This window comes from Fructilactobacillus sp. X3R5C2 (assembly GCF_059901175.1).
Genome location: NZ_JBWXVC010000001.1, coordinates 68,458 through 92,720, shown reverse-complemented (window position 1 = coordinate 92,720; position 24,263 = coordinate 68,458). Strand labels below are relative to the sequence as shown.

Annotated in this window: 24 protein-coding genes and 1 other annotated feature; of the genes, 12 read left to right on the top strand and 12 right to left on the bottom strand. The window is 41.3% G+C overall.

Annotated elements, in window-relative coordinates:
- Positions 1–69: 69 nt before the first annotated feature.
- The 5 genes from AC6UD4_RS00420 to AC6UD4_RS00400 all read left to right on the top strand — a co-directional run bounded on the left by AC6UD4_RS00420 (position 70) and on the right by AC6UD4_RS00400 (position 4,907).
- Positions 70–1,986: an acyltransferase family protein gene (locus AC6UD4_RS00420; RefSeq protein ID WP_500693327.1), complete on the top strand. Its 1,917-nt coding sequence runs from the start codon at positions 70–72 to the stop codon at positions 1,984–1,986.
- Between the two features lie 131 nt (positions 1,987–2,117).
- A complete protein-coding gene (locus tag AC6UD4_RS00415; RefSeq protein ID WP_500693326.1) occupies positions 2,118–2,777 on the top strand; it encodes a TVP38/TMEM64 family protein in 660 nt (219 codons plus the stop codon).
- Between the two features lie 80 nt (positions 2,778–2,857).
- Positions 2,858–3,946, top strand: a complete 1,089-nt coding sequence (locus AC6UD4_RS00410; RefSeq protein WP_500693325.1) for a baeRF3 domain-containing protein — start codon at positions 2,858–2,860, stop codon at positions 3,944–3,946.
- 87 nt (positions 3,947–4,033) lie between these two features.
- A complete protein-coding gene (locus AC6UD4_RS00405; RefSeq protein ID WP_500693324.1) occupies positions 4,034–4,702 on the top strand; it encodes a type II toxin-antitoxin system death-on-curing family toxin in 669 nt (222 codons plus the stop codon).
- 43 nt (positions 4,703–4,745) lie between these two features.
- The gene (locus AC6UD4_RS00400; RefSeq protein WP_500693323.1) at positions 4,746–4,907 is read left to right on the top strand and encodes a hypothetical protein; all 162 of its coding nucleotides are present in this window, start codon (positions 4,746–4,748) and stop codon (positions 4,905–4,907) included.
- Positions 4,908–4,955: 48 nt separating this feature from the next.
- Here AC6UD4_RS00400 and AC6UD4_RS00395 read toward each other — a convergent pair whose 3' ends face one another.
- From AC6UD4_RS00395 to AC6UD4_RS00375, 5 genes are all read right to left on the bottom strand, one after another.
- Positions 4,956–6,104, bottom strand: coding sequence for an ArgE/DapE family deacylase (locus tag AC6UD4_RS00395; protein WP_500693322.1), 1,149 nt, complete (start codon positions 6,102–6,104; stop codon positions 4,956–4,958).
- Between the two features lie 31 nt (positions 6,105–6,135).
- Positions 6,136–6,840, bottom strand: coding sequence for a methionine ABC transporter permease (locus tag AC6UD4_RS00390; protein ID WP_010022396.1), 705 nt, complete (start codon positions 6,838–6,840; stop codon positions 6,136–6,138).
- On the bottom strand, positions 6,840–7,895 hold the full coding sequence (locus tag AC6UD4_RS00385) for a methionine ABC transporter ATP-binding protein (RefSeq protein WP_500693321.1): 1,056 nt from the start codon (positions 7,893–7,895) through the stop codon (positions 6,840–6,842). The genes AC6UD4_RS00390 and AC6UD4_RS00385 overlap by 1 nt, the downstream gene beginning before the upstream one ends.
- 9 nt (positions 7,896–7,904) lie before the next feature.
- The gene (locus tag AC6UD4_RS00380) at positions 7,905–8,744 is read right to left on the bottom strand and encodes a MetQ/NlpA family ABC transporter substrate-binding protein (protein ID WP_500693320.1); all 840 of its coding nucleotides are present in this window, start codon (positions 8,742–8,744) and stop codon (positions 7,905–7,907) included.
- 74 nt (positions 8,745–8,818) lie between these two features.
- Positions 8,819–9,075 (bottom strand) — a binding site (T-box leader).
- Positions 9,076–9,132: 57 nt separating this feature from the next.
- Entirely contained in the window at positions 9,133–10,482 is a 1,350-nt protein-coding gene (locus AC6UD4_RS00375) for a C1 family peptidase (RefSeq protein ID WP_500693319.1), read from the bottom strand.
- Positions 10,483–10,848: 366 nt separating this feature from the next.
- Between AC6UD4_RS00375 and AC6UD4_RS00370 the strand changes: the two genes are divergently transcribed.
- From AC6UD4_RS00370 to AC6UD4_RS00340, 7 genes are all read left to right on the top strand, one after another.
- Positions 10,849–12,489, top strand: coding sequence for a peptide ABC transporter substrate-binding protein (locus AC6UD4_RS00370; protein WP_500693606.1), 1,641 nt, complete (start codon positions 10,849–10,851; stop codon positions 12,487–12,489).
- Positions 12,490–12,505: 16 nt separating this feature from the next.
- On the top strand, positions 12,506–13,438 hold the full coding sequence (gene opp3b / locus AC6UD4_RS00365; RefSeq protein WP_500693318.1) for an oligopeptide ABC transporter permease: 933 nt from the start codon (positions 12,506–12,508) through the stop codon (positions 13,436–13,438).
- A complete protein-coding gene (locus AC6UD4_RS00360) occupies positions 13,438–14,466 on the top strand; it encodes an ABC transporter permease (RefSeq protein ID WP_500693317.1) in 1,029 nt (342 codons plus the stop codon). Before opp3b ends, AC6UD4_RS00360 begins: the two co-directional genes overlap by 1 nt.
- A 14-nt stretch (positions 14,467–14,480) precedes the next feature.
- Positions 14,481–15,530: an ABC transporter ATP-binding protein gene (locus tag AC6UD4_RS00355; RefSeq protein WP_500693316.1), complete on the top strand. Its 1,050-nt coding sequence runs from the start codon at positions 14,481–14,483 to the stop codon at positions 15,528–15,530.
- Entirely contained in the window at positions 15,523–16,437 is a 915-nt protein-coding gene (locus AC6UD4_RS00350) for an ABC transporter ATP-binding protein (RefSeq protein ID WP_500693315.1), read from the top strand. The genes AC6UD4_RS00355 and AC6UD4_RS00350 overlap by 8 nt, the downstream gene beginning before the upstream one ends.
- 144 nt (positions 16,438–16,581) lie before the next feature.
- Positions 16,582–16,974 (top strand): zinc-ribbon domain-containing protein, encoded by a 393-nt coding sequence (locus AC6UD4_RS00345; protein ID WP_500693314.1) that lies wholly within the window; start codon positions 16,582–16,584, stop codon positions 16,972–16,974.
- 17 nt (positions 16,975–16,991) lie between these two features.
- The gene (locus tag AC6UD4_RS00340) at positions 16,992–17,363 is read left to right on the top strand and encodes a zinc-ribbon domain-containing protein (protein ID WP_500693313.1); all 372 of its coding nucleotides are present in this window, start codon (positions 16,992–16,994) and stop codon (positions 17,361–17,363) included.
- Between the two features lie 335 nt (positions 17,364–17,698).
- Here AC6UD4_RS00340 and AC6UD4_RS00335 read toward each other — a convergent pair whose 3' ends face one another.
- From AC6UD4_RS00335 to AC6UD4_RS00305, 7 genes are all read right to left on the bottom strand, one after another.
- A complete protein-coding gene (locus AC6UD4_RS00335; RefSeq protein WP_500693311.1) occupies positions 17,699–18,331 on the bottom strand; it encodes a DUF805 domain-containing protein in 633 nt (210 codons plus the stop codon).
- A gap of 52 nt (positions 18,332–18,383) precedes the next feature.
- Positions 18,384–18,833 (bottom strand): zinc ribbon domain-containing protein, encoded by a 450-nt coding sequence (locus tag AC6UD4_RS00330; protein WP_500693310.1) that lies wholly within the window; start codon positions 18,831–18,833, stop codon positions 18,384–18,386.
- A gap of 62 nt (positions 18,834–18,895) precedes the next feature.
- Positions 18,896–19,669, bottom strand: coding sequence for a (S)-acetoin forming diacetyl reductase (locus AC6UD4_RS00325; protein WP_500693309.1), 774 nt, complete (start codon positions 19,667–19,669; stop codon positions 18,896–18,898).
- Positions 19,670–19,846: 177 nt separating this feature from the next.
- The gene (locus tag AC6UD4_RS00320; protein WP_500693308.1) at positions 19,847–20,686 is read right to left on the bottom strand and encodes a glycosyltransferase family 8 protein; all 840 of its coding nucleotides are present in this window, start codon (positions 20,684–20,686) and stop codon (positions 19,847–19,849) included.
- A gap of 107 nt (positions 20,687–20,793) precedes the next feature.
- Complete coding sequence (locus AC6UD4_RS00315) at positions 20,794–22,197, bottom strand: APC family permease (protein ID WP_500693307.1); 1,404 nt, start codon at positions 22,195–22,197, stop codon at positions 20,794–20,796.
- A 132-nt stretch (positions 22,198–22,329) separates the two neighbouring features.
- A complete protein-coding gene (locus tag AC6UD4_RS00310; protein WP_500693306.1) occupies positions 22,330–23,265 on the bottom strand; it encodes a phosphoglycerate dehydrogenase in 936 nt (311 codons plus the stop codon).
- A 19-nt stretch (positions 23,266–23,284) separates the two neighbouring features.
- Positions 23,285–24,250 carry a sugar kinase gene (locus AC6UD4_RS00305; RefSeq protein WP_500693305.1) on the bottom strand — a complete coding sequence of 322 codons (966 nt, stop codon included), beginning with the start codon at positions 24,248–24,250 and terminating at the stop codon, positions 23,285–23,287.
- Positions 24,251–24,263 lie beyond the last annotated feature (13 nt).

The following is a 24,263-nucleotide window of genomic DNA, read 5'->3' as shown; positions in this document are numbered from 1 at the left end:
CCGTATACAGTGCGGTCTTTGCGTGCTAGACTTGCTGTTATACAAACTAATAATTAGGGATCCAATAATATGAATAATAAAACTACAAAACGTCGGTTTATTACCGGCTTCACCGGCTTACGGGCACTTGCCGTTATCTGTGTCATCTTATACCACCTGTCACCTAGCGTATTTACTGGAGGATACCTAGGGGTTCCGGTGTTTTTGACGTTGTCAGGGTATTTGGTTACCGATCATCTGATTACCGAATATCATGAAACGAACCATTTCCGTTACGGCTATTTTTGGTCAAAACGATTAAAGCGGCTGTATCCCACCCTCATTACGATGTTATTTGCGACCGCTGCATACATAACATTGTTTCAACGTAATCTACTAGCGAATCTATGGCAGAGCGTGGTATCTAACTTAGCTTACGTATATAACTGGTGGGAAATCATGAATGGTCAATCATACTTCCAGAACTTTGCTGGAAGTGCTTCCCCATTTACTCACCTTTGGACCCTAGCAATTGAAGGACAATTCTACCTAATTTGGCCACTAATTGCCTACTTCTTACTTAAAAAATTCCACGGAAACAAACACCCCATCTTCTACACTGCCATTTTATTATCAGTTCTTTCAGTCCTTTTAATGGCCGTTCTGTATCATCCTGGTAGTGATCCTAGTCGAGTTTACTACGGGACTGACACCCGAATGTTCTCAATTCTTTTTGGCGCTGCCCTGGCCGTTTTCTGGCCGAGTACCCAGAAACGCGATAATGACAACCAAAAGTCATTTCTACTGGACGTCTTTGGTTTAATCGGAATGGTAGGAATGGGTTGGATCATCGTTACCACTGGTTCACAATCACCGTTTTTGTATCATGGTGGCATGGCACTGTTCTCAATCTTTACCATAATGGCCATGATGGCGGTTGTTCATCCTAATAGTCACTGGAATCGCATCCTAACCAACAAGTTATTTGACTGGATTGGTTCTAGAAGTTATGAAATCTATGTTTACCAGTTCCCTGTTTTTGTCTTCTTTGCCGACAAATTTAAAGATGTAGCTGATCATCAATGGTTATACGCTCTTATCGAAATTGCGATTATCATCGTTATCTCAGAATTATCGTACCGCTTCATTGAGGTTCCGCTCGCTAAATACGATTACCATCGGGTCCCTGAGTTTTTCAAGACTCTCTTCAACGTTTACAAGATGAGTCTTAACCAGATTAAAGATTGGCTGACCTCGTGCTTTAAACATCACATGGTCCTAAAGGTCCTAGCAATTATTGTATTAACCATTGGCACGGTTGGTATCTTCCAATCAACCACGGTTAATCCGAAGGCCGCCAATCACACGCAACTGGCCAACCGAATTCAAAAGAACTCTAAGGCGCAAGATAAGCACAACGAAAAACTAGCCAAAGAAATCAAATCCGGTAAAAAATCAAAGAACACGAAAGTCAATAAGAAGCTGGAAAAAGACGGCCTAACCAAGCAACAACTCCAAGAAGCTCAGAACCTCTCTGGAAGTGCGATCGGTGACTCAGTCATGCTATCTGGACGCGATAACCTCCAAAAGATCTTTCCAAAACTGTACATTGATGCTGCCACCTCGCGTCACCCTCAAGATGGCGTTGCCATCATGAAGAGTATGCAACAACAAGGTTTGTTGGGTAAAAACGTCATTATCGGCCTTGGAACTAACGGGGCTATCAGTGACGAGACGCTGAAGCAATACATGGAAATTGCCGGAAAGGACCGTCACGTCTTCTGGATTAACACTTACGTTCCAACTCAACCATGGCAGAATCAAGTTAACTCGTTTCTAAAGAAGGCTCAAAAGAAGTATAAGAACTTGTATGTGATCGACTGGTATGATTATGCTAAGTCACATCCACAGTACCTCTATCAAGACCAGACGCACCCTAACGTGCAAGGAACGCCGAAGTATGCTTCCTTCATCGCTCAAAACGTTTTGAAGCACGCCGAAAAATAATTAATAAGCCAACCCAAATGGTTGGCTTATTTTTTTCGAAAGAATAGACGTGGCTAAGATTTTCTTATAAGATATAGCTATAACATTTGGAGGAGTCTTTTATCATCGTAGAATTCATTAAAGAACATCGCATGGACATTTTAAAATACCTTGGCATTGTCATCGCCGTCCTCTTCTTTTACATCCTATTCATGGATTATTGGCCAGAGATTAAAATGATGTTCAATCCAGCTACCCGTGGCACGGCGATTCAAGAAATCCGTGACCACGGTCTAATTGATGCTGTCTTATTGATCTTCTTGTTGTACATCTTGACCATGATTCCAGGGGCACCAGTCGCAGTTGTCGGCGTTATCACTGGGATTTGTTTTGGAAAATGGCTTGGCATTATCATCAACGTGATTGGACTTTCAGCCGGAAACTTTGGGACGACTAAGATTGTTTCATCATTTAAAGGGATTGCTAGAAAATACGAGAACAATAAGTACGCCAAACACTTTAAACACTTAAAGCATCCCCTCCTCGGTCTGATTATCGGATATTCGATCCCCTTTATCCCAACGTTTCTAGTCAGTTTTCAGGCCAATCAGGATAAGAAACGGTTTCCAGACAAGAAAGTGAAGATTGCGACGATTCTAGGAAGCATTCCCATCTCAATCATCTATTCGCTTGGTGGTGACACGATTTTGCAGGGGAGTTTCAAGAAACTGATGGTGTTAGTCGGTATCATCGTCGTTTTTGCCCTCATTGTGTTCTTTTTAATTAAACGACTGGTAACCGATAAACTCTAATCGAGGTACCCGTTTCCAATTGTTTTTAAAAATGGTAATATAGTAGAGTATAGTAACAATTTATTAATGGAGGTTTTACCATGGCTAAGCATGACAAAAAAGATCAAATTAAAAACTTGCTTGACTTGGAATCCGATAACGGTCCAGTTTTAACAATCACTGTACCCTTGGATCCTAAGGAAGACAATACTCGTAGAGACAACACCCAAATCAATAGTTTGGTTGACACTGCTAAAAAAGCATTTCAAAAGCAATATAAACCAGAACTTTGGAACGCCTATGATTTTCAAATTAAGAACTACTTAAAGACTTTACAACCTAAGGCAACCATTGCTAAGGGGATCATCATGTACGTAACTAACGATTCCATCGAAGTTGCTCAATTGAACTACGCTCCACAAACAGCATTCTCATTCTCAGACAAATTGCAAATCTTACCAATCATAAGACAATACCAATTCGTTCCTGACTTTGACATGTTGTTCTTACAACGTGACGACTTCAAAGTATTTCACGTTAACGACTTGAGCGTTGTTGATGATGACACCGATACCCCAGATCCATTTGACTCAGACAAGACTGAGACTGAGACCCAAGATGATCCTAGAAAGAACGGAGCTAAGTGGGACACTCACGAATACTACGAATTGGTTGACAAATATGTTCAAAAACATGTTTCAAACAAGGACCACAATCCATTAGTAGTTGTTGCAAACGCTGAAGACGAAGGCCGTTTCAACCGTGCTACTCACAACCCATACGTGGTTGAAGACAAACACGTTGAAATGGATGCCGCCGTTAAAAATGCTGGCGAAAACGTTCAAGAAGTTGCTCAAACCATCCATGATAACTTCGTTTCAGATGGTGAGAAATCAATGAAAGATGTCTATGACAAAGCCGACGGTGCTAAGAAAACCACTGATGACTACGATGAAATCTTGAAGGCTGCCATTGACGACCGTATTGCTAACTTAATCATCCAACAGGATGCTTACGTTCAAAGCAAGGATAACGGTGAGGACGTTGAAGTTAACGCCGAAGGTTCACGTCCATCTAATGAATTAAACTCATTAGCATTGACGGTTCTTGGCCTTGATGGTGATGTTACTGTATTGCCTGCTGACGATATGCCAACTGACAAGAAAGTTGCGGCTATCTTAAGATGGTAATTTTAAAAAAGAGCTTGGTAACCAAGCTCTTTTTTTATGCGCAAATTTAATATATTTTTAGCGTATGTATATTAAGGAAATTTAAATATGTCAATAGATGAGCAGCTAAACAGGGAATTACCTCAAGTTTTAGTCCTTACTAACTATAAAAATAGTAAATTAAAACAAATTAACGAATACAAAATGTTGTTAAAAAAGACATTAAAAAATAAATATATAACTAAAATTAGGATTCATAAGACACAATCAATAATTCCAAATAACAATTCATTTTTTATTGATTTTCTTAATAAAAACGAACTATTAGTAAGACGTTTAGGTCTTTCTGAAAAACGATTTGACTTAAATATAAATTTAATGAAGCAAATAAATAAACAATCAGAAGCATTAATTCACGAAGAAACTATTTATGGCTTAAAAGATTATAAGGGTTTAGATCGAATTCTAGGACAAATTAATCAATACGTTTTTGGAAAAGATCTTCATCCAACTATCATTGATAAAGCTACCTACATTTGGTATAAAATTGCTAAGAATCAATTCTTCACTAACGGAAATAAAAGGACGGCATTATTAGCTAGTCTTACTTTCCTTCAGCGTAACTATTATTATTTTGATGTAACTAGTAAATATGCACTATACGATATATCTTTAAAAATATCAATTAATAAAATGACTCAAATTGATTTAAAAAACTATATAACTAAACATTCTTTTCTTGATTTTAAACTAATGAAGAAGTATGCTAAAAGGTAGATTTTAATATGAATAGTTTAATTATTAAGGAGGCTCCATTAAAATGAAGAATGTAATGTCTAAATCTCAAGAGGAAGAATTGAAACAAATTCATGAAAATTTAAATGATCCTCACACAAGACAAAAGTTTTATAACGAAGCCGATAAACGAGTAACAAAAAATCCAAAAGTCATTGATGCTTTAAAAATGCTTTCTAAAATATAACTAACCACACAAAAAGACCTTGAACTCCACAGTTCAAGGCCTTTATTTTTACTTTTTTGCAAAGAAATCGTTCGCAATATCCTGATAAGCATTAATCGTATCAAGATAACTCGATAGTGTCGTATACTCGTTAATCTGGTGTGACGTGTTGTTCTTGTCAGGTCCTAACAAGATGACTGCCATCTTCTCGTTTTCCTGAACGTAAACACTCGCATCAGTTGCACCGTTATTGACAATCAACTCGGGCTTGCGATTCTGATAATCCTTTTTGGTAACCTCATAAGCATCTTGGACGAACTGATTGTCCTTATCGGTTTCAATTGGATAAAAGTTGTGAACCAACTTAAATTCGAGGTGATATGGCGTCTCGTCGTTCACTTTATCAACGACTGTTTGAATCAATTCAATCACGTTGTCGTTATTAAATGCAGGGGTCGGACGGACGTTTCCAAGCAAACTAGCCGAACCAGGAATGATGTTAACCTGTTCCCCACCGTTAATGACGGTGATACTGTGCTGGACTTTGCCAAGCACTGGATCAACTGGTAAATCGTTGAAGAAATCCGGCTCATCCTGAATGTATTTAACCAAACCAGTAATGGCGTTCAATCCCAAGTCAGGAGTCGAACTGTGAGCTGGTTTTCCGGTACTCGTGATCTGATAGTTCAAACTTCCAGAGTGGGCATAGGTGACATCCCCATCGGAGGGTTCACCGACAATCATAGCGTCCACATCGTCAATATACTTTGGTTCAATCTTATAAGCACCAGGAGCACCGAATTCTTCTCCTGAAGTCGCAATCAAACGAATCTTCCCATCAGGAACTTCGCCCTTATCAGCTAACTCACAGAGCGCAATCACCTCGGCCGCTAGCCCACTCTTCATGTCAGCGGCACCACGACCGTAGATCTTGTCACCCACGATTTCACCCTTAAACGGATCGTGTTTCCAATTTTCCGGATGAGCAACCGCCACCGTGTCTTGGTGTCCCTCTAAAGCCAGCACCTTGCCGGATTCACCAGTTCCAAGTTCAGCAATCAGGTTGGCACGACCGTCGCCAAACGGAAAAATCTTACTGTCAATACCGTGCTTTTTCAGCAGCTTCGACAAGTACTCTGAGATCTCAATTTCATTACCGTTCACGGACTTAATCTGAATTAAATCCTGTAGAATTTTGATTTTCTCTGCTTTTTCCATTCTTAAACACCCTTCTTTAAATTCTTATTTATTAACCTTGATCAGCGTGGTTAGCGAACTTGGCCCAGACGTCACCAACAACTTGAATAATCAGAACCATGATGACAACTAGGATCGTTGCGACCAAGGTCGTGTCGTTTGCGAAACGGTTGTACCCGTATGAGATGGCCATGTTACCAAGACCACCAGCACCAATGGCACCGGCCATTGCGGTTAAACCAACTAAACTAATTAATGTAACCGTTGATACTCGAATCAACTCTGAACGCGCTTCACTAAGGTACACGCCGAAGATTAAGTCCCAGTTCGTGGCCCCTAGTGATTCCGCCGATTCAATGATGCCATGATCGACACTCTCAAGGGCGACTTGGACCTGCCGCGCATAAAACGGAAAGACCCCGACTGATAGAGGTACTAAAGCGGCCGTCGTTCCGATTTGGGTTCCAACGATCTTTTGCGTCACTGGGGCAATGAAGGCCAGCAAGATGATAAATGGAACGGCTCGGAATAGCGAAACAACTTTGTCGATAATCCAGAACAGTGGATGACACGGCATAATCCCGTTATCCGCAAAAATCACTAAACAAACTCCAAAGATGATTCCTGCAATCCCACCAAAGATTGCGGACCAAAACGTCATGTAAATTGTCTGATTAACGGCTGTAATCCAGCCTTCTTCCCCATTTAATCCCTGTGAAACCACGTTGGGAAAATGAGTTGCAAACCAAGCTCCCATTATTCTGCCTCCTTCAATTCAGTGACCTTGATGTCTTGACCATTAAGGTACTTAACCGCTGCTTCTTGATCCTCTTGACTTCCAAGTAAATCAACAATCAACGTTCCAACGACCTGCTCACCCAATTTTTCAATATTACTGTAGATGATACTTGCCGAAATATGGAACTTCTCGTATAAGCTCACGATGATTGGATCACTAATGTCATCGGAGAGATACGTCAACTGAACTAGATTTCGCTTATTAACGTCAATGTTCATCGACTTCAAGATTTCAAGTGCGTTGAAACTGTTTCCAACAATCTTTCTGGTAGTTGGATTCTTCGAATCAACGAAAATATCAAGTAGATTACCAACATCAACCACTTTTCCTTGACTCATGATGGCAACTTCCTGACAAATCCGTTTGATGGCTTCCATTTCATGGGTAATCAAGATAATCGTTAAGCCGTATTTCTCGTTCAATTCTTTTAGTAAATCCAAGATTTGATCGGTGTTCTTGGGGTCAAGTGCAGATGTGGCTTCGTCAGAGATCAAAATCTTAGGGTCGTTAGCGAGCGCTCTAGCAATCGCTACTCGTTGCTGTTGACCACCAGAGAGTTGGGATGGATAGGCTTTTAAGTAATCACCCAAACCAACAATGTCGAGCATCTTCTTGGCTTTCGCTTCACGTTCCTTTTCCTTTAGACCACTGTGTTTTAATCCGAACTCAACGTTGCGTTGGACGTTTTGTTCCTCAAGTAAGTTGAAGTGTTGAAAAATCATCCCAATTTGACGCCGTTCATCACGCAACTTTTTCGTATTAATTGAAGAAACTTGGTCGCCTTCTTTTTTATAGAAGGTTTTCCCAAACACATCGACTTCCCCGTCGGTTGGTTTCTGTAGCAGGTTGATGGTTCGAACTAACGTCGATTTACCGGCACCGGAGTAGCCAGCAATTCCAAAAATTTCACCCTTAGGAATTTCCAACGATACGTCTGAAACGGCGTGAATCACATTCTTTTTTTGTTTGAACGTAACTGAGACGTCCTTGAATTGCACAATATTATTACTCATTAGTTCCTCCTAAAATTTACGATTCCAAGCAGGAATTTCGGTGTTTCCATAATACTTCTTGACCAGTTGCTCGGTTTTCTTGGTCTGGAATGATTTTACAACGTCTTTGTAGTTCTTGTTATTCTTCTGGTCCTTGTTAGCAGCAATCAAATTGATCCACTGTTTCGAATCATTGTTGAGTGGTTCGGTAAAGATCGTTTCCTTATCACCTAAGTGAGCGGGAACGGCGTAAGTGTTATTAATAACGGCACCATCGACACTGTTTAGTACTCGTGGGGTTTGTGATGCGTCCACTTCCTTGAAATTCAAGTGCTTGGGATTACTCTGAATGGCGTTTAATCCTAAAAAGCCCTTCTGGTTTTTCAAAGTGATAAGTCCCGCGTTCTTAAGGAGGTAAAGCGAACGACTCTCATTAGAAGTATCGTTTGGAACGGCAATCGTCCCACCATCCGGAATGTCCTTAACGTTCTTGTACTTCTTTGAATAAAGTCTGATAGGAGCGATGTAGGTGTTACCAACGGAAACAATGTCAGAATGATTTTGCTTATTCCAGTTGTCTAAGAAGGCATAATGTTGAAATGAGTTCAAATCAATCTCGTGTTGAGTCAAAGCCTTGTTCGGTTGTGTGTAATCAGTGAAGTGAGTGAACTTAACGTTAACCCCATACTTCTTCTTGGCAGTCTCAGCGACTGACTTCCAAATCTCATCGTCTGATTTAGAGCCGCTCATTAGACCAACGTTAACGGTTTTTTTACTCTCAGCCGAGTGTCTAGCAAAACTAAACCACCCTAACCCAACGATCACAACCACAATGATAATTCCAATAATCCACTTAGTACTTCTCCTCATGATGTCCACTTCCTAATTTTTATTTGATTGCTTAATTCATTAAATTAAATAAAAAAAGCATCCGCCCTTTAATTAAAAAGGACGAATGCTTTCGTGTTACCACCTTAGTTTACAGTTACCCTTTCAAGTAACTGCCTCAAAGACTGCTCTAGTCGACGTCTGAACTAGAAAAGCCTTGCGATGATATCGGTAGCAACCCCGTCACTGGTTTGAAAATCTCGCCAGCAAATGATTAAAAGTCCATATTCCCCGAATGCATCTCATCCCTTCACACCAACCAGAGACTCTCTTAGAAAATTCAACGGGTACTCAGCTTTTCCATCTCGTTTATTTAATTTGTTGTAAGTATACTAATCCGTCGACCAATATCTGTCAACAAAAATTTTAATTATTTTTTAAAACTAGCTAGTGAACCCATTGGGTCCCAAGGTTCAAGCATCTTAGGGGCCTGTTTTTGTTCCTCAAGTTGCTTGTCAGACATGTACTTCTTGTTGATAACGGTCTGGTAAACAAATTCGTTGAACCAGTCGTCACTCATGACAAAGTAACCTTTTTCACCGACCTTTTCACCCCAGCTGTTTTCAACCTTCCACTTGGTTGGTTGATCATCGACTAGGTCAACGCCGGTAATCACCATGGCGTGGGTCATCATGCTTTCCTTGTAGTCAAGTCTTGCACCCTTACTCATCTTAAGGTCGGTACTAAATAAAGCATCCTTGTGGTACAAGTGCGTATCCATGATGCCCTTTTTACGGTCAGAATCTTGGACAACGTCACAGCCGAACCAAACCGCTTCACCGTTCTTTAATTGCTTAATAGCTAAGTCTTTCAATTCATCAATCTTCAGGTTTAAATGCTTAACCTGTCTGCCACCAACGACGTTCCCTAACATTTCAATCGTGTAGGTCTGGTCAAAGGGCTTGTCACCAGTTGGTGAGTTAATCAATGAAACGTAGTCTTCCAGGTTGATGTTGACGTACTTATCAAAGAATTCTTTCGGAGTCAGGTCCTTATCAATGTGGTACTTATTGTCAGTATCACGGTATTCAAAATCAAAGCGCTTCGTTGGGCGACCCAGCGAGTATGCCAAAATGCGGTAAACATCGTTTAACATCTCACTCTTAGTTGATTCAAGCTTTTCTTCGGTCGCACCGTCCTTCACCATTTTACGCAATTCTTCCGCATCCCGACGTAATTTCAGGTTTAAAGTCTGATTCAATTCATCAGAGCGATTACTATTGTAAGTTTCAACCATGGTTGAACTTGGAACAACTCCGTACTTTTCAATGATGGCGCACAACATGTCCCACTGGCCCCCGTCTTGTTGTGGGGTTTCCATTAAGAAGTCGATCTTGCGTGAACCTAATGGTTGATCAGCGGTTTTAATCACGTTTTCTAAGAAATAGTTTGATTTTTCAAACTTATCCCAGAAGTTAACGTAGTTTTGTGATAATTCAAATTTTGGTGAAACCTTGTAGTTTTCGGCAATCTTAAAACGCATGGTGTTAAGTGCTGAAAACATCCAGCACCTTCCACTTTGCTTCTGATCAGCAACGTGTTGTTCGGGAACTTCGACCGAGAAAACTCGTTTCATTTTTTCATCAGCCTTGTAATCAGCAGCACTGTTGTTAATTCCATTATGAGAAACGGCCCGTTCTAAGACCAGACTGTCGTCTTTGTCTTCATAACTTTTTTCATACCATTCCAGGTCTTGCGGATTAATTGCTTTCTTATCCAAAATGATCACTCCTTAATATTTTTCTTGTCAGTATTGTATCACTTGTCCTCTCGTTTGAGACACTTTTAACTTGACCAATCCTAATCAAATCTCAATTTCAATCGTTAATCAAAAATTTGCATAACTAAACCCCTTCACAAAGGGATTTTCATCCGCTAAAAGTTACATAATCAAAGATGTGTATCATTTTCATTATTTAGCTCCCCTTACTCATGTCACAAGTTTTGTAACGTCAAGTAAAAACGTTGATATAACGTCACTTGCTTTAAAAATTTATTAAGATTCTTAAGAAAAATATAAAAAACGTATTTACTTTTGTGAAACACGCGCGTATATTCGACAAAAAGCAAAACAGCAAACATGGAGGTGTTTCATTTGAACCATAAGAAGATATTTTCAGTAGCATTCATTGGTGCCGCTTTAGCGCTAATGCTTACTGGTTGTTCTTCTGGAAGTAGTAAATCGGGGAGTAAGGACATGGCCGTCAACTCCAGCGATATTATTTCTACGATGGACTCAAGTATGGTAACGGATAGTATTGGAGCGCAAAACCTAAACAACACGATGGAAGGTCTTTACCGCTACAATAACCGCAAGATTGAACCTGGCATTGCGACCAAAGTCGTTACCCCAACCAAAGGTGGAACTCAGTATAATTTCGATCTGAGAAACGCCAAATGGTCAAATGGAGACCCCGTGACCGCGTATGACTTTGTCTACGCATGGAGAAGAATCGTTGATCCAAAGACGGCTTCTCAATACTCCTACATTTTTGAGGGAGTTAAAAACGCTGACAAGATTACCAACGGGAAGGCTTCACCAAAGACCCTAGGAGTTAAGGCCATTGGTCCCCATAAGTTACAAGTTAACCTGTCGCAACCAATTCCCTACTTCAACGCCCTATTAACCGGAGCATCATACTTGCCACTTAATCAGAAGGTCGTTGAAAAAGCGGGAAGTCAGTATGGATTAAACAGTAAGGACATGGTATTCGATGGACCATTCAAGTTAGATAAATGGCAAGTTGGAAACACCGCCTGGACTGAGAGCAAGAATAACTCGTACTGGAACCAAAAGAACATTAGATTGAACGCCGTTAAATACTACGTTGTTAAAGATCCCAATACCGGACTTAACTTGTACTCTAGTCACGTAATTGACCAGTACAACGGCCTAACCGGTGATTCAGCTAACCAACTGAAAAACGAAAAAGACTTCTCAACGAAACCAACTTCAAGTACTTTCTACATTGAGATGAACGAGAAGAAGGATCCGTTCTTCAAGAACACCAAGATTAGACAGGCCATTGGGCATTCAATCAATCGGCAACTCCTCTCTAACCAAGTGTTAGGTAAGACTGCTACACCGGATTCAAGTGTCGTTCCAGCTAAGATGAGTTGGAACAAACAAACGGGAGTCGACTTTAAAGACGAAAGTCAAAGTAAACAGGATGCAAATTATAACGACTACAATCCTAAGTTAGCTAAAAAGCTTTGGACTGAGGGTCTAAAGGAGACCGGAAAGAAAAATCTCAACTTAACCTTATTAGGTGACGATACCGATTCTTCCTTAAAACAATCCGAATTCTTGCAGGCTGAACTCCAGAAATTGCCTGGACTAAAAGTGACCCTTTCAAACGTGCCATTTAAGAACCGACTTCAACGTTCTTCTAGTGGGGACTTCGACATGGTTGTCTCAGCTTGGAACGCCGACTTCCCAGATCCAGTAACCTTCTTGAACCTCTTTGAAACTGGTGGTGCTATGAATGACGGTCACTGGTCCAACAAAGAGTTTGACCAACAGATCAAACAAGCATCTGATAAAAACGCCGGCAACTATCAAGCCCGTTGGCAGAACCTCCTGAACGCTCAGACCATCTTGACTAAGCAAGAGGGAGTCGTTCCACTTTACCAGCAAAACACCGCTGCTCTTACCAGAAGCGACGTTCACAATTACAACCTGTCACCAAACGGGAATTTCAATCTCGCGGCTACCTACAAGAAATAAAGAGAGGTAAATTAAAATGACTAAATACATCATCCGTCGAATTTTCTACCTAGTCCTCACTTTATTCATTGTTGCTTCGGTTACCTTCTTCCTGATGAAATTTTTACCCGGTACGCCTTACTCAAACCAGGCAAAACTCCAGCCAAGTCAAATCGCAATAATGAACCAAAAGTACGGATTAAACAAATCACTTTGGGATCAGTACTTAATCTACATGGGAAATTTACTCCACGGAAATCTAGGTACTTCATTTCAATTTAACAACCAACCAGTTACTCAATTGATTGCCCATGACATTGGTCCTTCAATGCAGATTGGTACCCAAGCCATGGTCGTTGGTTCTGTTCTTGGCATCATCCTTGGTGCCGTTGCCGCCATCAAGAAAAATACCTGGGTTGATTCAAGTGCCACCTTCATCTCAATCCTTGGAATCTCAATCCCAAGTTTCGTTTTAGCCGTTCTGCTTCAGTACTACTTTGGCTACAAACTACAATGGTTCCCAGTTGCCCTCTGGCAGAACTTCAGTTCTAGTATCCTACCGACGTTAGCGCTTGCGGCCTTTCCACTCGCAAACGTCGCCCGGTTCATGAGAACTGAAATGGTTGATGTCTTAGACAGTGACTACATTGAACTGGCAAAAGCCAAGGGTGATTCGGAAAGAAAGACGATTACGCATCATGCGCTAAGAAACTCACTGATTCCGGTCATCACCATCGTTGGTCCCATGGCCGTTTCAATCATGACGGGTTCACTAGTTGTTGAAAACATCTTCTCAATTCCTGGAATTGGTAATCAATTCGTTCAGTCCATTCTGACGAACGATTACCCCACCATCATGGGACTCACAATCTTCTACTCATTCTTATTAGTTGTCATTATCTTAGTTGTCGATATTCTTTACGGAATCATCGATCCACGAATCAGACTAGGAAACGGAGGTAAAGAATAATGGCCGAAAACTTACCACCACTTGAAGATCAGTTCCAGTTCGCAAGTGACGACCTTTCAAACTTGGACACTGAATCGGAATCAATTAACACCCCATCTTTAACGTACTTTCAAGACGTTAAACGAAGACTAGTTCGAAATAAAGTTGCCATGACTTCTTTGATTCTCTTAGTCATTATCGCCCTAGTCGCAATCTTCGCCCCGATTCTTTCACCACACGATCCAAACGCTCAAAACGTCCTGTATGCGAACTTACCACCAAAGTGGGGTTCACTTAACATCCCCGGTCTAAATGGGATTCACGAAGCCGGTGGCCACATGGTCAACGCATATCAAGCAGAACACGTTCCAAAGGGAACCTACTACATCATGGGGACCGACTACCTTGGTCGTGACCTCTTCTCAAGAATTCTCTACGGGACCCGGTTATCACTGTTTATCGCGGTCGTTGCGACAGCCGTCGACCTCTTAGTCGGTGTTCCTTACGGTTTAATCTCGGGTTGGGTCGGTGGTGCCGTTGACACCTTCATGCAGAGAATCGTTGAAATCCTTTCATCAATTCCTAACCTAATCGTCGTTGTTTTATTACTACTAATCCTTAAACCCGGAATCACTTCAATCATCATCGCCATTGCCTTTACCGGATGGATCACCATGTCACGTTTAGTTCGTGCTCAGACCTTTAAACTAAAGGAATCCGAATACGTCCTAGCCGCCAGAACCCTTGGTGAATCACCATTCAAGATTGCGATGAAACACCTGATTCCAAACCTCAGTTCTACTATCATTATTCAAACCATGTTTACCATTCCATCGGCCATCTTCTTTGAAGCCTTCCTAAGTTTCATTGGAATCGGGATCCCAGCACCAAACGCATCCCTTGGTACACTTCTAAACGATGGTCAGAAGGCCTTTCATTTCTTACCATATCAAATGTGGGTTCCAGCAATCGTACTGTCTGTCATTATGATTACGACCAACCTGCTTGGAGATGGATTAAGAGATGCGTTCGATCCAAAATCTAAGTAAAGGAGACAGATAAGATGGCTCAAAAAGTTTTAGACGTTAAAAACCTGTCAATTGATTTTGCTACGCTAAACGGAACCGTGAAAGCCATTCGTGACGTTAGCTTTCACCTTGACAAGGGAGAAACGTTAGCGCTCGTTGGTGAATCTGGCTCAGGTAAGTCAATCACCGTGAGAACGATCATGCGTCTCCTAGCTGATAACGAAACCATCACCAACGGTACAATTGATTTTGAAGGCAAAGATATTTTAAAAGAATCCAAAAAACAAATGGATAAGATTCGGGGCGGCAAGATTGCCATGATTTCTCAGGATCCAATGACCTCACTGGACCCCACCATGAACATCGGTAATCAGGTGGCCGAACCACTCCGAGTTCACGAGGGAATGTCTAAGGGTAAAGCCCTTGAACAGGCCGCTGAAGTCTTAGAAGAAGTTGGAATTCCCAACGCTAGAGAACGAATGCGCGACTATCCCCACCAGTTCTCCGGTGGTCAACGACAAAGAATCGTGATTGCGATGGCAATTATCGATAAACCCGATATTCTGATTGCCGACGAACCGACTACCGCCCTGGACGTTACGGTTCAAGCTCAAATCATTAAGCTACTAAGAGAGTTAAAGGACAGAATTGGAACGTCGATTATCTTCATCACCCATGACCTAGGAGTGGTTGCCAACATCGCCGATCGAGTAGCCGTCATGTACGCCGGTAAGATTGTCGAGTATGGAACCGTTGACGACATTTTCTACAATCCACAACATCCCTACACGTGGGGACTACTTGATTCCATGCCAACTTTATCCATGAAGAGTGATCGATTAAACACGATTCCGGGTACCCCGCCAAACTTGATTAACCCACCAAAGGGTGACGCTTTCTATGCCCGTAACAAGTACGCTTTAAAGATTGACCATGAACAACAACCACCCTTCTTCAAGGTCAGTGACAGCCACTACGCCGCCACCTGGTTGTTAGACAAGCGAGCTCCAAAGGTTACCCCACCGGAATCAATTCAAAAGCGTCAGGCTGAATTTAAGAAACGAGGTGAAAACGACCATGACTAAAAGGGACCCAATTGTTTCAGTTAAACATTTAAAACAATACTTTAACGTCGGAAAGCCCGACGAAGTTAAGGCCGTTGACGACATCTCATTCAACATTTATCCTGGTGAAACGCTGGGACTGGTTGGTGAATCTGGTTCTGGTAAAAGTACGACTGGAAGAGACATCATTCGTTTATACGACCCAACTGATGGTGAAATTGACTTTGAGGGGCAAAACATCTCGAAGCTAAAACGCAAACAGATGAAAAACCTCCGAAGTCAGATGCAGATGATCTTTCAGGATCCGTATGCCTCACTGAACCCCCGAATGAAAGTGGAGGATATCATCGCCGAAGGCCTTGATATCAATCACCTGGTTAAAGATTCTGATGAACGAGATAACCGAGTTCGAGAGCTCCTTCACCTCGTTAACCTAAACGAAGAACATGCCAGTCGTTACCCCTACGAGTTCTCTGGTGGTCAACGACAACGAATTGGAATCGCTAGAGCCCTAGCGGTTAAGCCGAAGTTCATCATCGCTGATGAACCAATTTCCGCCCTGGACGTTTCCGTTCAGGCTCAGGTCGTAAACCTAATGCAGGACATTCAAGAAAAAGAGGGTCTAACGTACCTATTCATCGCTCATGACCTTTCAATGGTGAAGTACATTAGTGACCGAATCGCCGTCATGTACGCTGGTAAAATCGTGGAAATGGCTGATACCGATGAGTTATACAACCATCCACTTCACAAGTACACCCAAAGCTTGTTGTCAGCAGTGCCAGTTCCTGACCCACACTCAGAGAAACAGCACAAGATTATCAAGTTCGACCACAGTCAACCATTTAAAGAAGACCAATACCTTCAAGAAGTCCGTCCTGGTCACTGGCTGTACTGCAGTGATGAGGAAGCTAAACAATACAAATAACCGTTTCAAAAACGTTCGATTGAAAATAAATTCAGTCGAACGTTTTTTATTTCTCTTAATTCAGCCTTCAATTGCGGGAGTAGCAAGGGAATGGTATTATTAATGTGAATAATGAATTCAATCACAAGATGGAGGCTTATCTCAATGAATAACACTAACGAAAAATTCTGCGTTAAATGCGGCAAGAAGATTCCCAAAGAAACGAAGTTTTGTCAATATTGTGGTGCCAAACAACCAGAAATCAATTCTACCCCGCATAATGAGTCACAACCAAGTCCAGCAAGTATGCAACCTCAGACTACTAGCAATCAAGGCAATCCTGAAACCATCAGTACCCTTCTACTGGTGTTCGGTTGGATTTCCGCCGTTTTGTCGACCCTTTTTGTCCCCATCGTGTTTGGAATTATTGGAATTGTGCTTGGCGCAATCGAACTCAAATACCACCAAAATGCTGGAATTATTTTGATAATTGCGTCAGTCGTTTTGATGATCATTGGAATTATTTTCGGGATGGTCATGGGTTCACAAGTATTTTGAAAGTAAGATGAAATCTAATGAATAATACAAAGTTTTGTGTCAACTGTGGTAAAAAGATCAAAAAAGACGCGAGCTTTTGTCAATATTGTGGGGCTGAGCAGCCACAGACAACCAAGCAACAACCCAAAACCAGTCCGACTGAGAATCATCCCCAAAACAATAAAAGTAACTTGAAGAAACTTCTAGGTGGGATTGGAACCATTGTCCTTGCCGTTATTTTCGGTTTGAACTTCTACTTTAGGGCGCGCCATGTCTTCCCTAATCAGGACACCAATGCCAGTAGCGTGATTAAGTCAATTAATCACACAGCCCGTCCCGACAACGATGCACCTAATGGATTTTCATTAAGTGATGAACTTAATGAAGCACATGCCACGTTAATGTTATAATACGAAAGACAAATCATATAAATTTTACATAAAGCATCCAAACGATAAAAAGAATACAAATTATGGCAGCTTTTATCTGATCAAAGCCAAACTACCACACCAAAATCAGTCATTTTACATGTATAAAGTTCTAAACAATGACGATTCTAACGAAGATCCTAAAAAACTCCCCTTACAATTAGCTAGTAGTCTCACTGATACTTTCCACCTAACTAAAACCGCTATTAATATCAATTGGGGAAATAATATGAAATCGGGAAAACACTTTGTTATGGGTCCACAACAATAATAGTTAGTAAAAAAACACTGCCCATTAAGCAGTGTTTTTTTACTAACTATTTTAATTTCTTCAAGTAGCTAACATCTGGTCCGCCAAAGCGATTGCCTTCGTCCACAGAGCTAAACAGCATGAAAATGAAAACGATGATACTTCCAACAAATGGAATCAGTTGTAACCACCAGAAACCAGCTGAATAATTGATGTCATGAAATCTACGACACGTAGAAGTGATTTGTGCAATACCCGCGGCAACACCAAAAACAAGAAATGCAATTCCAATCAATATTGTAATCGCGTATGCCACCGAAGAATCTATACTACCGAACACAGACATCAAGAAATAAAAAGCAACTGTAATTAAACATACATCTAAGTATGACCACCAATACGACGCTCTGCTCATCCTTCCAGAAATATGAAACATGTTCCCAAATAAATCCTTAAACGATGTAATCATGTTAGGTGATGAATATTTCGAGCGAATATCCGCTCCATTATCAGATTCTGCCCGATAAGTCTGCTGCTCATTATTAGTTTCTTGATAACCATAATTAGCCTGTTGATTATCAGTGCTTTGATTACTTTGGGCATCAGCCATCTCGGGTTGAGCTTGACCGCAATAAGGACAGAATTTAACATCCGCCTTTAACAACTTGCCACAATTGGGACAGTGCTTGGTGTCATCCATCGTAAAACCTCCATAGTATGTATTTAAATCGATGCTAATGTAACATCTACTTTTATTTTACACTATTTGCCATGTCAAAATAGGCGAAAGTGAACATTTTTGAACTATCTCCGTCAATTTGAGTCTGAATTGCCAAGTTAAAGGCACCATCACAATTATTTTCTTTCACAATATCTCTAATTTTATTAAAAGCTTTCTGTTGAAATTCACGCAAAATCTGATCATCATCTGGAATATAGTGGTCACTTAACGCCACTGACCCGTTTTGCTTGAATTCATATCCATCAGGAATTGCACCAGCTGAAACAGGAATCACAATTTCAAGTTGACCATCGTCTTGTTTTTCATTTGGACCAATCTCAACCGTAGTTGTCTCCTCTTCCTGATTCATTTCTTCCAATTCATCAATAGTAGGTTGTTTGTACCCACATTTCGTACAGAACTTCACGTCAACTGGAATTTCAGCTCCACAGTTAGGACAAAACCTTGTTTTTAATGTCATTTTTCTTTCCCCTTTTCGTATGTATTAAAAGAACCCCAGCTAAAGCTAGAGTTCCGATCTATTTAGTTAAATACCATTCCACCATCAATTAACAATGACTGACCAGTCATGTAGTTAGAGTCAGGACCAGCTAAGAATGAAACACAGCCAGCCACGTCTTCAGGTTTTGAAAGTCGTTTCAAGGCAATGTTCTTTGCAAACTGTTCCATTCCCCATTCAAATGGTTTTCCGGCTTCATCAGCCACATTTTGGGCAATATCATTCATCATGGGAGTGACCACGATGCCAGGGCAGTATGCATTAACGGTAATCCCGTCATCGGCAAGTTCCTTGGCGGTTGTTTCAGTAATTCCTCTGATAGCGAACTTAGTTGAACCATAAACGGTCAAGTTCTCATTACCGGTCATCCCAGCTTGAGATGAAGCATTAATAATCTTACCGCCATGACCAAGTTCTTTGAATTTCTTAGCGGCAGCCTGAATTCCCCAAATAGTACCACCCACGTTAATTTTTTCGGCTTGTTCCAAGACCTCTGGAGTAACGGTCTGGATTGGTGTGGTTGGCGCAATTCCAGCGTTGTTCACAATCACGTTGAAGTCACCAAAATGTTTAGCGGCCTTTTCAACGGCTGCAAAAACTTCGTCACGATTAGCAACATCGGCTTTAATGGCAATGGCGTCCCCATTGTCACTTTGAATCTCCTTAGCAACCTCTTCCACCTTATCCAAATGACGACCAACCAGTGCCACGGAAAAGCCATCTTTACTCAATCGTTTGGCAATGGCCTCTCCGATTCCTTGTCCAGCACCTGTCACTAGAGCCACTTTCTTATCCATCGTTCAATTTCCTCACTTACTATAATAATCAATCTTTATGTTAATTTTATCACAGCTAAATGCTTCTAAGATATAAAAAACGGAAAACTATTTTTAGTTTTCCATTTCTTTCTTATTTAAATGCCAGTTCAAAAATAAATCATGATTAACCAGTATATAATCTATATATTTTGTATTTTAATTTAATTGATTGGTAACAATTTGTTGGTAATTAAGCCAAAGTGCTGTATATGGAGAATTACTATTAAGCTGCCATGGTTTGGGTTTACCACAGAAATGAATTATAACCGTATTTTTCATAACCCAATCAAGGTCTTCTTTTCCCCCACTACGAGTTAAATAATTTAAAGATTGACGCGCATCAAAATTCCAGATATCTTCAGAGATTTCCTTGGTATCACTGCCATATAAATAATTTAGAATATCTTGATCTGGTAAAATTAGATAATCATTGTACTTTTTAATAGTATCAATAATGTCTTGAAGCCTAATTTTTTTACGCATTTGATCCAAATTCATCACCATAACTCCTGAATTATAATAACCCCCATCGGTATCAAGACGTAGATTATTAATAGATCTCATCATGTCAGTAAGCCCTTTATGAACTGCAGCCGCAAACATTTTTCCATCTAAGGGGAGATTCCAAAGAGGTTGAATGTCGTTAATAACTAAAAGATCAGGATCCAAATAAATTACTTTTTTTAAATCTTTTGGTAGAACATTACCACATAACAATCTAAAATACATTTCTTTTGGATAATGATAAACACTTAAAAAAGAATCTGGAATTTTTAAATTTTGACCCGTTTGGATTGATTGAAGTTCCATATGCAGTTCACCAGCATAATTAATAAGTTGTTGATTATTTTCTGGTGTAAAATCAGCTTGTAAAACCCAAATTCTAAAATTAACATCTGGATTGTTAAGTCTAAGTGAATATAACATAATTTTTAATGGACTAATGTACCCTTGATTGATAGTTACAAGAATTTCAATTGGTTGTTTTGTAGTCATATTTTACTCCCATAATTTATTTGATATTATTTCACCACATTTGAATATATTTCTCAACAATTATGTATAAATAATGGGAAGCCATTTCACGGCTTCCCATTTATCAATTATTCTTCATTTTGCAATCGAGAATGGTGAATCCCGTAAACAAAGTAGATCACGATTCCCAATGCTAACCAACCAATTACCGCAATCTTGGTCACGTTCGGTAACATGATAATGAAGTAGATACTCATCAGTCCGGCTAGGATTGGCAAGTACGGGTAAAGGGGCATCTTGTAACCAGTATTCTTGATGTCCTTTCTTCGTCTCAATGGAATGATCCCAAATGAGATAAAGGCAAACGCAACCAAGGTTCCAGCGTTAATCAATGAAACTAGTTGAGTCAATGGAACAACTCCAGCAAAGATGGCCTGAATGATAACAGCCAACCAAACCGCGTAGGTTGGAATTCCAGTCTTGTGGTTAATCTTCCCCATTTTCTTAGAAATTAGTCCGTCACGTCCAAGTGAGTAAACCAGTCGGGAACTCCCGATGACCATGGTGACCATGGCGGTGAAAATCCCAAACAGTGCTCCAATCGTGATGGCCTTGTTCATGAAGTTCAGGTGCACCATGGAGAATGCCAAAGCGGCTGGATCGTCAACGTTTAGTAGTGAGTAATGAACCATTCCAGTCAGGACCAAAGAGAACCCGACGTACAGGACGGCCGCAATCAGAACGGTTCCAAGAATTCCCTTGGCCATATTCTTATTAGGATTAATGGTTTCAGCGGAGTTCGATGCCAACGCGTCAAAGCCCATGAAGGCAAAAAAGACGGTCGCAGCGGCGGTCGAAATTCCACCCAAACCAAACGGTGGGGTGTGAAATTGCTTGGGGTAAAACGGAACGTAGTTACTTGACTTGATGTAAAAAACACCCACAACGATAAACAAAACAATGATGCCAATCTTGACCAGCACGGCAACGTTCTCAATCTTCTTGGAAAAATTAGTTCCCATTAAAGCGAGTAATCCAACTAACAGGGTAATGACAACGGCACTGATGTTGACGATGCCACCTTCCATTGGCCCACTTTGAAGAAACTTCGGAATGTTAATCCCAATGGCGGCTAAAATATTGTTATTAAAGTACGAAGCAAATCCGGTGGCCTCAGCGGAAACCGCCAAGAAGTACTCTAGGATTAGTCCCCAACCAAGAATCCACCCGATAATCTCGCCGTAAACGACGCTTCCAAAGGAGTATGCTGAACCAGCAACGGGCATCGCCGACGAAAACTCGGCATACGCCATACCCACGACCCCAGCTAAGATGGCAGCAAGCAAGAATGCCAGTGCAACCGCTGGTCCTGCGTGTAAAGCCGCTTCGTGTCCTGGAAGAATAAAGATCCCAGTTCCGACAACGGCTCCGACGCCAAGACCGATTAGATCTTTAGCGGTCAGCGTTCGCTTTAAGCCAGCATCGGCTTTGACGAAACTAGCAACCGATTCTTTCTTGAACATATTATGCATATGCATCACTCCTTTTCATTTGTATTGCATTGAATTGTACCGTGAAAAAAAGATGATGACAATTACTTTTTAAAGATTTTCTTAAATAAAAAAGAACTGAGACCATTGCATCCCAGTTCTTAATTAATTCTTTTACTTTTTAACCGCCCACTGTGGTTGTTCACCCTTTAGGACTTTTACAATTTCACTGGCAGCGTCATGCGCCATCCGGTTCATGCATTCCACCGTGTTAGAGGCAATGTGCGGTGTCAACAAGACGTTATCCAGCTTGTAGAGTGGACTGTCCATTGGTAGCGGTTCAGAATCAAACACATCCAGGGCAGCGGCCTTAATTTCGTGACTCTTTAAAGCGTCGATTAGATCATCTGTATTAATGAGTGCTCCACGAGCCAAATTAATGAGAACCGCCGAGTTGTCCATCATCTCAAATTCACGTTTACCAACGCTTTGTTTAGTAGAGGGTAGCACTGGCATGTGTAAAGTGACGATATCTGAATCAGTAAAGATGGCATCGCGATTAACCGCTTTACCGTATTCAGAGTCTTCAGCATGTGGTGAATTGTAGATGACATTCATCCCCAGTCCACTCACCTTCTTAGCGACCATCTTGCCGATTCGGCCATAACCGAGAATTCCGAGGACCTTGCCTTCTAAATCAAAACCCATATGATCTTTCTTGTAGTTCCAGTTCCCCTTACGCATCTCGTGCGAATCATTGGTAACGTTCTTTGATACGTCAAAGATTTCGGCTAACGTCGTCTCCGCAACCGTTGAGGCATTGGCGAGCGGCGTAATTGTTACATATATGCCATGTTGTAACATAAAGGGAACATCGATGTTGTCATAACCCACACCGTTTCTAGCAATGATTTTTAAGTTCGGCATCTTTTCAATGGTGTCATTTGGAAACGGGGTCGTGCCAATCAGGATGCCATAAGCATCGGCGGCCATGTCAAGCAACGTTGAAATCTTCTTGTCAGGTAATTCCACAACATCAAAGCCACTGTCTTTCAGTAGCTGTTTTCCATCTGGAGCCAAACTTGCTTGTACTGCAACTTTTTTAGCCATCATAATCTCTCCCATCTACTTACGATTCACTAACGTGTTCTTTTTTATAAAATTCATTTAATTCACTTGGAGTAGGATAGCCGTCGTTATCACCGGGCGTCTGAACCTGAAGCGCTCCAACGGCATTTCCACGCATGACCGCACTCTTTAGATTTTTGCCCTCTAATAGTGCGGTAATTACCCCGAGCGCAAACCCATCACCGGCACCAACCGTGTCGACGACGTGATCGACCTTAAAACCGGAGACCGTGTACGAATCTCCATCTTTGGTCTTCACATACGCACCATCCGAGCCCAACTTAATGAGCACCGCGTTCGTGCGTTCACCATTTTGGAGGTAAAAGTCAGCGATTTTTTCTGGGTCATCACTTCCCATGAGGACCTTGCCTTCGTTTACACCTGGCATCACAATGTCAGCGTTTTTAGCCAATTCGTTAATCGTTTTAATCATTCGATCATGATCACCCCACAGTCCGGGACGCAGGTTTGGATCAAACGTTATCTTGATTTCATTATTAATCAATCGGTCCATTAATGCACGATATGAGCCTTCCGCTTCAGCTGACAAAGCCGGGAAGATCCCCGTTAGATGAGCCATTTTGACGTCGTCAAGATTAATCTCGTCAATGACTCCCCGTTTTAAATGCGAAGCAGCCGATCCCGTGCGATAGTTGAACGTCTGGGGATCACCATGCGTTACCATCTGTTTTAATTGATGACCCGTCCAATGATCGGGATCGTCTTTAACATAGTCAATGCCAACGCCGTGGTCGATAATCACGTCTTTGGCGTATTTACCCAGCGGATCGGTTCCTACTTGAGACACATACTCAGCGGAATGTCCCAGTCGTTTAGCACCAATGGCCACGTTTAGTTCTGCCCCTCCGAGGATTTTTAGATAGTGGGTTGAATCAGCTAAAGTAGCGTCAGGATCGGTTGAGGCGAACGTCACCACTGGTTCACCAATTGTCAGAAATTCACTCATAATTTTCACCTTT

Excerpts from the sequence above, each read along its gene's own strand:
- AC6UD4_RS00390 (WP_010022396.1), bottom strand. The coding sequence starts at position 6,840 with ATGGGAGCTTGGTTTGCAACTCATTTTCCCAACGTGGTTTCACAGGGA.
- AC6UD4_RS00330 (WP_500693310.1), bottom strand. The coding sequence starts at position 18,833 with ATGACATTAAAAACAAGGTTTTGTCCTAACTGTGGAGCTGAAATTCCA.
- AC6UD4_RS00380 (WP_500693320.1), bottom strand. The coding sequence starts at position 8,744 with ATGAGGAGAAGTACTAAGTGGATTATTGGAATTATCATTGTGGTTGTG.
- AC6UD4_RS00420 (WP_500693327.1), top strand. The coding sequence starts at position 70 with ATGAATAATAAAACTACAAAACGTCGGTTTATTACCGGCTTCACCGGC.
- AC6UD4_RS00325 (WP_500693309.1), bottom strand. The coding sequence starts at position 19,669 with ATGGATAAGAAAGTGGCTCTAGTGACAGGTGCTGGACAAGGAATCGGA.
- AC6UD4_RS00335 (WP_500693311.1), bottom strand. The coding sequence starts at position 18,331 with ATGGATGACACCAAGCACTGTCCCAATTGTGGCAAGTTGTTAAAGGCG.
- AC6UD4_RS00405 (WP_500693324.1), top strand. The coding sequence starts at position 4,034 with ATGTCAATAGATGAGCAGCTAAACAGGGAATTACCTCAAGTTTTAGTC.
- AC6UD4_RS00355 (WP_500693316.1), top strand. The coding sequence starts at position 14,481 with ATGGCTCAAAAAGTTTTAGACGTTAAAAACCTGTCAATTGATTTTGCT.
- AC6UD4_RS00400 (WP_500693323.1), top strand. The coding sequence starts at position 4,746 with ATGAAGAATGTAATGTCTAAATCTCAAGAGGAAGAATTGAAACAAATT.
- AC6UD4_RS00360 (WP_500693317.1), top strand. The coding sequence starts at position 13,438 with ATGGCCGAAAACTTACCACCACTTGAAGATCAGTTCCAGTTCGCAAGT.
- AC6UD4_RS00315 (WP_500693307.1), bottom strand. The coding sequence starts at position 22,197 with ATGCATAATATGTTCAAGAAAGAATCGGTTGCTAGTTTCGTCAAAGCC.
- AC6UD4_RS00340 (WP_500693313.1), top strand. The coding sequence starts at position 16,992 with ATGAATAATACAAAGTTTTGTGTCAACTGTGGTAAAAAGATCAAAAAA.
- AC6UD4_RS00310 (WP_500693306.1), bottom strand. The coding sequence starts at position 23,265 with ATGGCTAAAAAAGTTGCAGTACAAGCAAGTTTGGCTCCAGATGGAAAA.
- AC6UD4_RS00410 (WP_500693325.1), top strand. The coding sequence starts at position 2,858 with ATGGCTAAGCATGACAAAAAAGATCAAATTAAAAACTTGCTTGACTTG.
- AC6UD4_RS00320 (WP_500693308.1), bottom strand. The coding sequence starts at position 20,686 with ATGACTACAAAACAACCAATTGAAATTCTTGTAACTATCAATCAAGGG.
- AC6UD4_RS00345 (WP_500693314.1), top strand. The coding sequence starts at position 16,582 with ATGAATAACACTAACGAAAAATTCTGCGTTAAATGCGGCAAGAAGATT.
- AC6UD4_RS00395 (WP_500693322.1), bottom strand. The coding sequence starts at position 6,104 with ATGGAAAAAGCAGAGAAAATCAAAATTCTACAGGATTTAATTCAGATT.
- AC6UD4_RS00385 (WP_500693321.1), bottom strand. The coding sequence starts at position 7,895 with ATGAGTAATAATATTGTGCAATTCAAGGACGTCTCAGTTACGTTCAAA.
- AC6UD4_RS00350 (WP_500693315.1), top strand. The coding sequence starts at position 15,523 with ATGACTAAAAGGGACCCAATTGTTTCAGTTAAACATTTAAAACAATAC.
- opp3b (WP_500693318.1), top strand. The coding sequence starts at position 12,506 with ATGACTAAATACATCATCCGTCGAATTTTCTACCTAGTCCTCACTTTA.
- AC6UD4_RS00305 (WP_500693305.1), bottom strand. The coding sequence starts at position 24,250 with ATGAGTGAATTTCTGACAATTGGTGAACCAGTGGTGACGTTCGCCTCA.
- AC6UD4_RS00415 (WP_500693326.1), top strand. The coding sequence starts at position 2,118 with ATGGACATTTTAAAATACCTTGGCATTGTCATCGCCGTCCTCTTCTTT.